Raw genomic sequence first — 6511 nt, forward strand, 5'->3', positions numbered from 1 at the left:
GTGGATCAGCCCTTCAACGAATCGACTTCGCCGACATTGATCGTGCGGCGGGTACGGAACAGGGTCACCAGGATCGCCAGGCCGATGGCGGCTTCCGCGGCGGCGACGGTCAGGATGAAGAACACGAACAGCTGGCCGGACGGATCGCCCAGCTGGCGCGAGAAGCCGACGAAGTTGATGTTCACCGACAGCAGCATCAGTTCGATCGACATCAGCAGGACGATGACGTTCTTCCGGTTGAGGAAGATGCCGGCCAGGCTGATGGCGAACAGCACCGCGCCAAGCGCAAGGATGTGGCCAAGGGTAATCACGGCTGGGTCTCCTCGCCGGTGGCCGGCTTGCTGTTGCTGTGCACGACCGGTGCTTCGGCACCCATCTTGACCATGCGCAGGCGCTGGCCGGCCTTGACCATGGTCTGCTCGCCCGGGTTCTGGCTCTTGACGCCGGTACGGCGGCGCAGGGTCAGCATGACGGCGGCAACCACGGCCACAGTCAGGATGACGGCGGCGAACTCGAACGGCAGCAGGTACTCGGTGAACAGCGTGCGTGCCAGCCAGGTGATGTTGGAACTGTCGGCGGCGACCGCAGCGGCGTTGTCGGCCGGGAACGGCGTGACCGAGCGTGCCTTGACGCCGATCAGGATCAGCATCTGCGCAAGCATCGCCACCGCGACAATGAGGCCGACCGGCAGGTAGCGCACCCAGCCCTCACGCAGCTTGGTGGGGTCGATGTCCAGCATCATCACCACGAACAGGAACAGCACCATCACCGCGCCGACATAGACCAGCACCAGGGCCACGCCGAGGAACTCGGCACCCACCAGCAGCCACACGCAGGCAATGGAGAAGAAGGTCAGCACCAGGCAGAGCACGGCGTGAACCGGGTTGCGCACGCTGATCACCGCACCGGCCGAAACCGTTGCCGCGATGGCGAACACCCAGAAAGCGATATTTACCCAATCCATCTCTCGACCTCAGCGGTAAGCGGCATCGGCGGCACGACGCTCGGCGATCTCGGACTCGAGACGGTCGCCAAGGGCCAGCAGCTGCGGCTTGGTAACGATGTTTTCGCCACGGTTCTCGAAGTGGTACTCGAGGATGTGGGTTTCGACGATCGAGTCCACCGGGCAGCTTTCTTCGCAGAAGCCGCAGAAGATGCACTTGAACAGGTCGATGTCGTAGCGGGTGGTGCGGCGGGTGCCGTCCTCGCGCTTGGCCGAGTCGATGGTGATGGCCAGCGCCGGGCACACCGCTTCACACAGCTTGCAGGCAATGCAGCGCTCTTCGCCGTTGGGATAACGGCGCAGGGCGTGCAGGCCACGGAAGCGCGGCGACTGCGGGAACTTCTCCATCGGGTACATCATCGTGTACTTCGGCTTGAAGCTGTACTTCAGCGTCAGCCAGAGGCCGGCCAGCAGTTCGAGCAGCAGCAGGCTCTTGAAGTAATGGGTAATCCTGTTCATCACTTAGACGCCCTTTTGAATCACGCCGAAGAACACCATGACGGCGGTAACCGCGATCCACAGAATGGCCAGCGGGATGAAGACCTTCCAGCCCAGGCGCATGATCTGGTCATAGCGGAAGCGCGGGAAGCTGGCACGGAACCAGATGTAGGCACTGGCGAAGAAGAACACCTTGACGAACAGCCACGGTGCACCGCCCTTCCAGATCCAGTCGACCAGCGGCGAGACGTTACCCAGATCAACCCAGCCCTGGACCGGGCTCAGCCAGCCGCCGAGGAAGAAGATCGAGATCAGGAAGCTGATCAGGATCATGTTCGCGTATTCGGCCAGGAAGAACAGGGCGAACGCACCGCCGGAGTACTCGACCATGTGGCCGGCAACGATTTCCGACTCGCCTTCCACCACGTCGAACGGCGCGCGGTTGGTTTCAGCCACGCCCGACACCCAGTAGATGACGAACAGCGGGAACAGCGGGAGCAGGAACCAGTCGAAGAAACCGGAGCTGCCGGCCTGCGCAGCGACGATGTTGCTCAGGTTCAGGCTGCCCGAGGCGATCATCACGCCGACCAGGGCGAAGCCCATGGCGATTTCGTAGCTGATCATCTGCGCCGAGGCGCGCATGGCACCCAGGAACGCGTACTTCGAGTTCGATGCCCAACCGGCCAGGATGATGCCGTAGATGCCCAGCGAGGTCATCGCCAGCAGGTACAGCAGGCCGGCGTTGGCGTTGGACAGTACGATCTGCGAATCGAAGGGGACCACCGACCAGGCCGCGAAGGCCGGGGCCAGGGTGATCAGCGGTGCCAGCAGATAGATCGCCTTGTTGGCGCTGCTCGGCTGGACCACTTCCTTGAACAGCAGCTTGAAGACGTCGGCGAAGGCCTGGAAGATGCCCATGCCCACGTACATCGGGCCGTGGCGGACGTGCATCCAGCCGATCAGCTTGCGTTCCCAGACCACATAGAAGGCCACCGAGATGATCACCGGCACGGTGATCACCAGGATCTTCAGGATGATCCAGATCAGTGCGCCGATGTCACCGAGGCCCAGCAGCCACTGGTGCAGCGGGTCGACCGCGTTCAACAGCAATTCGTTCATGCAGCCACCACCGATACGCGAGCGGCACCCAGCGGCGCGGTCGCGCCGTGGCCCGATTCAATCCAGACCGAACCCGCAGCGACGCGGGCGTCGACCACCACCGGCAGGGTGGCCTTGCCGGCATCGGTGCCGACCTTGGCCATCTGCCCTTCCTGCAGTTGCAGGCGAGCGGCATCTTCAGCGTTCAGCACGATGCGCGGGGCGTTGTTGAGCGGATGCGACTGCAGCGCCGGCGCGCGACGGACCACCGCATCGGTGCGGTAGATCGCGGCGGTCGAAGCCACTTCCAGGCCTTCGCCGGCAACCGCCGGCTGCGCCGAAGCAGCGACGGTGACCGACACCGGGGCCAGGCTGGCACGCAGGCCGGCCAGGTCGGTGAAGTCGAAGCCGGCCAGCGCCATGTCGCCGCCCAGTGCGCGCAGCACGCGCCAGCCTTCGCGGGCCTCGCCCGGCAGCTTGCCGCCGGCACGGGCCGACTGCTCGCGACCATCGAGGTTGGTCAGGGTGGCATCGATTTCCGGCAGCGCACCGATCGGCAGGATCACGTCGGCAACGTCGCGGGTCGAGGCGCAGGCGAACTGGCTGAAGGCCACCACCTGGGCACCGGCCAGCGCCTTGCGGGCGGCCGGGGCGTCGGCGAAGTCCAGGCCCGGCTCGAGGCCGTACACCACGTAGGCCTGGCGCGGCTGCGCCAGCATCGCGGCGACGTCCTTGCCGGCCGGCAGCACGCCGGCGCGGGTCAGGCCAACGGCGTTGGCGCCCTGCGGGATGCGGCACAGCTTGGCACCGGTAGCGGCAGCGAAGTCACGCGCGGCAGCGCGGATCGCGGCAGCCTGCGGGTGGTTCTCGGCGATGCCACCAACGATCAGCACGGTGTTGTTGCCGCCCTGCACGGCCGAACGCAGCTCGGCGTTGGCCAGCGCGTCGACGAACTTCGACGGGGCAACGATCTGCTTGCCGGCGACACTGAAGGCGAAGTCGAAGTCCACCGGATTGACGACGTGGATCTTCGCGCCCTTGGTGGTCTGCGCCTTGCGCAGGCGAGCGTGCAGCAGCGGCAGTTCGTGGCGGATGTTGCTGCCCAGGACCACGATGCGGTCGGCGCCCTCGATCTCAGCCAGCGGCAGGCCGAACACTTCGGCGGTTGCGGCGTCGGAGAAATCGCGGTTGTTGATGCGGTGGTCGATGTTGCCCGAGCCCAGGCCCTTGGCCAGGCGGGCCAGCAGTGCGCCTTCCTCGTTCGAGGTCGACGGGTGCACCAGCACGCCCAGGTTGTCGCCCTGGTTGGCCTTGAGGATTTCGGCGGCCGCGGCCAGGCCTTCGGCCCAGCTCACTTCCTTCCACTCGCCGTTGACCTTGCGCAGCGGCTTGACCGCACGGTCTTCGCTGTACAGGCCCTGGTGCGAGTAGCGGTCACGGTCGGACAGCCAGCACTCGTTCACGGCTTCGTTGTCGCGCGGCACGGTGCGCAGCACTTCGCCGCGACGCACGTGCAGGAACAGGTTCGAACCCATCGCGTCGTGATAGCCCAGCGACTCGCGCGCGGTCAGTTCCCACGGGCGGGCGCGGAACTGGAACACCTTGTTGGTCAGCGCGCCGACCGGGCAGACGTCGACGACGTTGCCGGACAGCTCGGTGGTCAGCGGCTTGCCGTCGAAGGTACCGATCTGCAGGTTCTCACCGCGGTACATGCCACCCAGTTCGTAGGTACCGGCAACGTCGGCGGTGAAGCGGACGCAGCGGGTGCACTGGATGCAGCGGGTCATCTCGGTGGCAACCAGCGGACCCATGTCCTCGTCAGGCACCACACGCTTGCGCTCGTTGAAGCGGCTGACCGAACGGCCATAGCCCAGCGACACGTCCTGCAGCTCGCACTCGCCGCCCTGATCGCAGATCGGGCAGTCCAGCGGGTGGTTGATGAGCAGGAACTCCATCACCGAGCGCTGGAACTTCAGCGCCTTCTCGCTGCGGGTGGCGACCTTCATGCCGTCCATCACCGGGGTGGCACAGGCCGGCGCCGGCTTCGGCGACTTCTCCACGTCCACCAGGCACATGCGGCAGTTGGCGGCGATCGGCAGCTTCTCGTGATAGCAGAAGCGCGGAATCGGAATGCCGGCCTTGTCGGCCGCCTGGATGATCATCGAGCCCTTGGGCACGACCAGCGACTTGCCATCGATCTCGATGGTGACGTGATCGGGTGGGACGCTCGGATTCACGGGTTGCGCGCTCATGCAGCGGCTGCCTCCACCTTCTTGCCGTCAACCATCGAATGACCGTTGACGATGTAGTACTCGAACTCGTCCCAGAACTGGCGCAGGAAGCCCTGGATGGGCCATGCAGCCGCTTCGCCGAACGCACAGATGGTGTGGCCTTCGATCTGCCCGGCCACTGCCTTCAGCTGGTGCAGGTCTTCCATCGTGGCCTTGCCGGCGACGATGCGCTCCAGCACGCGGTGCATCCAGCCGGTGCCTTCACGGCACGGGGTGCACTGGCCGCAGGATTCCTTGTGGAAGAACTGGCTGATGCGGCAGGCGAACTTGACGCAGCAGACGCTGTCGTCGAGCACGACGATCGCACCCGAGCCCAGGCCGGAGCCCAGCGCACGGATGGTGTCGTAGTCCATCGGCAGGCCCTTCAGCTCGGCCGCGGTCAGCACCGGCATCGACACGCCGCCCGGGATCGCGCCCTTGAGCTTGCGGCCCGGACGCAGGCCACCGGCCATTTCCAGCAGGTCGTCGAAGGTGGTGCCCAGCGGTACTTCGAAGTTGCCGCCGTTCTGCACGCAGCCGGACACCGAGAAGCACTTCGGGCCGCCGTTGGCGGTCAGGCTCAGGCCCTTGAACCACTCCGGGCCGTTGCGGATGATCGCCGGCACCGAACCGTAGGTTTCGGTGTTGTTGATCGTCGACGGCTTGCCGTACAGGCCGAAGTTGGCCGGGAACGGCGGCTTGTAACGCGGCTGGCCCTTCTTGCCTTCCAGCGATTCCATCAGCGCGGTTTCTTCGCCGCAGATGTACGCGCCGGCGCCCAGCGCGCCGTAGATGTCGATGTCCACGCCGCTGCCGAGGATGTTCTTGCCCAGCCAGCCGTTCGCATAGGCGTCGGCCAGGGCCTGCTCGAAGTGCTCGAACGGCTCGTGGTGGAATTCACCGCGCAGGTAGTTGTAGCCCACGGTCGAACCGGTGGCGTAGCAGGCGATCGCCATGCCTTCCACCACCGAATGCGGGTTGTAGCGCAGGATGTCGCGATCCTTGCAGGTGCCCGGCTCGGATTCGTCCGAGTTGCAGAGGATGTACTTCTGCATGTTGCCCTTGGGCATGAAGGACCACTTCAGGCCGGTCGGGAAGCCTGCGCCACCGCGGCCGCGCAGGCCCGAGGCCTTGACCATCTCGATGACCTGCTCCGGCGGGATCTTCTCTTCGAGGATCTTGCGCAGGGCAGCGTAGCCACCGGTCTTCAGGTAGCTTTCGTACGACCACGGGGTGTCGTAATGCAAGGTGGTATAGACCACCTGGTGCGGCAGCGGCGCGGGGCCGACCGGACCCTTGGATTCGTGGTGATGTGCCATGCCCTTACTCCAGCCCGTCCAGCAGCTCGTCGACCTTTTCCAGGGTCAGACGCTCATGGTAGTGACCGTTGATGACCATCATCGGCGCGCCACCGCAGCCGGCCAGGCACTCTTCCTCGCGCTTGAGGTAGACGCGGCCGTCAGGGGTCGATTCACCGTGCTTGATGCCCAGCTTCTTCTCGCAATGGCGCACGATGTCCTCGGCGCCATTGAGCCAGCAGCTGATGTTGGTGCAGATGGCCACGTTGTTGCGGCCCACCTTCTCGGTCTCGAACATCGAGTAGAAGCTGGCGACCTCGTAGGCCCACACCGGCGGCAGGTCCAGGTACTTGGCCACGCCGGCGATCAGTTCGTCGGTCAGCCAGCCCTGGTTCTGCTCCTGG

7 protein-coding genes are annotated in these 6511 nt (G+C 65.4%); all 7 read right to left on the minus strand.

Annotated elements, in window-relative coordinates:
• Positions 1 to 5 precede the first annotated feature (5 nt).
• Positions 6 to 311: an NADH-quinone oxidoreductase subunit NuoK gene (gene nuoK, locus AB839_RS02010; protein ID WP_005417921.1), complete on the minus strand. Its 306-nt coding sequence runs from the start codon at positions 309 to 311 to the stop codon at positions 6 to 8.
• Positions 308 to 964 (minus strand): NADH-quinone oxidoreductase subunit J, encoded by a 657-nt coding sequence (locus tag AB839_RS02015; RefSeq protein WP_005417923.1) that lies wholly within the window; start codon positions 962 to 964, stop codon positions 308 to 310. The genes nuoK and AB839_RS02015 overlap by 4 nt, the downstream gene beginning before the upstream one ends.
• 9 nt (positions 965 to 973) lie before the next feature.
• Positions 974 to 1462, minus strand: coding sequence for an NADH-quinone oxidoreductase subunit NuoI (nuoI, locus tag AB839_RS02020; protein ID WP_005417924.1), 489 nt, complete (start codon positions 1460 to 1462; stop codon positions 974 to 976).
• Between the two features lie 3 nt (positions 1463 to 1465).
• Entirely contained in the window at positions 1466 to 2560 is a 1095-nt protein-coding gene (nuoH, locus tag AB839_RS02025) for an NADH-quinone oxidoreductase subunit NuoH (protein ID WP_061478097.1), read from the minus strand.
• Entirely contained in the window at positions 2557 to 4791 is a 2235-nt protein-coding gene (gene nuoG, locus AB839_RS02030; protein WP_005417933.1) for an NADH-quinone oxidoreductase subunit NuoG, read from the minus strand. The genes nuoH and nuoG overlap by 4 nt, the downstream gene beginning before the upstream one ends.
• Complete coding sequence (nuoF, locus tag AB839_RS02035; protein ID WP_005417934.1) at positions 4788 to 6128, minus strand: NADH-quinone oxidoreductase subunit NuoF; 1341 nt, start codon at positions 6126 to 6128, stop codon at positions 4788 to 4790. Before nuoF ends, nuoG begins: the two co-directional genes overlap by 4 nt.
• A 4-nt stretch (positions 6129 to 6132) precedes the next feature.
• The coding region (nuoE, locus tag AB839_RS02040; RefSeq protein WP_061478098.1) for an NADH-quinone oxidoreductase subunit NuoE at positions 6133 to 6511 on the minus strand (379 nt) is incomplete at its 5' end.

This window comes from Stenotrophomonas sp. DDT-1 (genome assembly GCF_001580555.1).
Classification (GTDB): Bacteria; Pseudomonadota; Gammaproteobacteria; order Xanthomonadales; family Xanthomonadaceae; genus Stenotrophomonas; species Stenotrophomonas sepilia.